This is a genomic window from Mesorhizobium sp. M1A.F.Ca.IN.020.06.1.1 (assembly GCF_004023265.1).
Taxonomy (GTDB): Bacteria; Pseudomonadota; Alphaproteobacteria; order Rhizobiales; family Rhizobiaceae; genus Mesorhizobium.
In genome coordinates this window covers 1-1,084 of the sequence record NZ_RZSR01001398.1, presented here as the reverse complement: position 1 = coordinate 1,084, position 1,084 = coordinate 1, and the positions used below count along the sequence as shown (strand labels likewise).

The window sequence follows — 1,084 nt, the reverse complement described above, 5'->3', positions numbered from 1 at the left end:
GGTCGAGCGACTCGATCATGGCCCTGCCGCGCTTCAGCCAGCTTTCGCGGAACGAGCGCACCTGCTCGGCCGTACCGATCTTGACGAACTCGCGCATGCGGAAGAGCTGCATGCGCGCCGGGTCCTTCGACGGCTCGTGGCGGAAGCAGTAGGAGGAGAGCTCGAAAAGCAGGCCCTGCGCCGGCACCGGGCCGCGCGCGGCGATGGTGGGATAGAGCGGATAACAGGCGGCGGGTGTCAGCGCGAGGTCCGTCGCCTTCTGCAGCTCCGTCCAGTCTCCGCCGTCAGCCAGCATGCCGAGCAGCTGCGCATGCTCCCGCTCGCCGCCCATGAAGGAATGCACGCAGCCGGCAAGCTGCGGGAAGCTCTTCATGTAGCCGCTCTTCTCCAGCGTCGCGCGGCTCATGCCCGGCGGAAAATGGATGCGGGTGGCCTTGTCGGGCGCGCCGAGCCGGGTGACGAGACGCTCGAACCGCTCGATCACGTCCTCGAACGCGCCCGAACGGCCATAAAGGCCGTCGACGCCGGATTCGAACAGGATGCCGTTCTCGAACAGGCTGTCGAGCAGCGACTTAGAGTCGAATGTCTTGGCGTCCATCTCAGCTCCCCAGGCCGGTGTCAAAGCGGCTCATCAGCATGAGCGTCGCGGTATTGGAAAGGATGCGGTCGTTGGAGATCATCACCGGCGCCGAGGTCACGTCGCGCAGGTGCCGGCCGACGCTGAACGGGGTACCGTTCTTGTAGCCAAGAATGCCGTTGACCAGCATGGCGAGACGCACCACGGCGCCGGCCTTCTCGCTGGCCGCGACCTTCAGCGCGTTGATCTCGGCGGCGAAGCCGATCGAAGACAGCGCGTCGTCGTCGCCCGCGGCCGCTTCGAAGCGGTGGATGGCGGCCGCAAGGTGGCCTTTCATCTCCTGCAAAAGGGCGGCCGCTTCGGCAAGCCTCAGCGCGCCCGGCGGCATGGAGTCGGGCTGCTTGCGCGCCGCCGCCTTGACGAAGGCCTGCGCCCGATTGAAGGCGTCGGCGGCGATGCCGAACCAGGTCGCCGCCCAGAAGATGTGCGAGCTGGCCAGCATCGACT

1 protein-coding gene and 1 pseudogene are annotated in these 1,084 nt (G+C 67.1%); both read right to left on the bottom strand.

The features are described from left to right. A pseudogene (locus EOA60_RS34350) lies at positions 1-598 on the bottom strand (hypothetical protein); the annotation flags it as partial. 1 nt (position 599) lies between these two features. After that, the coding region (locus tag EOA60_RS34345) for an acyl-CoA dehydrogenase family protein (protein WP_164899828.1) at positions 600-1,084 on the bottom strand (485 nt) is incomplete at its 5' end.